General features: G+C 72.1%; 1 pseudogene. It reads right to left on the reverse strand.

Annotated features, from left to right (window positions below):
• Positions 1–346 (reverse strand): annotated as a pseudogene (locus HUK84_RS22655) (AraC family transcriptional regulator); the annotation flags it as partial.
• Between the last annotated feature and the right edge of the window lie 166 nt (positions 347–512).

The raw sequence follows: 512 nt of genomic DNA on the forward strand, positions 1-512 counted from the left end.
CGGGCCGCGCGCCGCCATCGAGATGCAGGCGCATGAAGTCGATGAGATGGCGCGCCTGGGGGGAGAGCGGCAGGAAGCGGCGGCGGGCCAGCATGTCCGCCGCCGCGTCGCCGACCAGCGCCATGTCCATGTCGAGGATCAGGAAGCGATTCCGGCTGGTCGCGGCCTGGGCATGGTCGGTGCCCGCGGCGACGAAGGCGGCCGAGCCCATGGCGAGGCGGCCGCCATGGCCGGCGATTTCGAGATCGAGGCAGCCGGAGACGGGCAGCACGAACTGGGCGTAAGGGTGGCGTTCCGGCGCGCGGGCGTCGCCATAGCTGCGTGCCGTGAGGTGCAAGATCGTCATCCGCGTGCCGCGTCCCTGGGAGCCAGGCGGTCGGCTTCGGCCAGGTCGGCCGGGGTGTTGACATTGTGGAATGGATCGAACGGACGGGCGCTGAAATCCACGTCGCGCATGCCGATCGTGACCGCGAAGGCGCGGACGCCGAAGGCGGCGCGCGGGCCGTCGGGCG

It is taken from the genome of Nguyenibacter vanlangensis, assembly GCF_013376155.1.
Lineage (GTDB): Bacteria > Pseudomonadota > Alphaproteobacteria > Acetobacterales > Acetobacteraceae > Gluconacetobacter > Gluconacetobacter vanlangensis.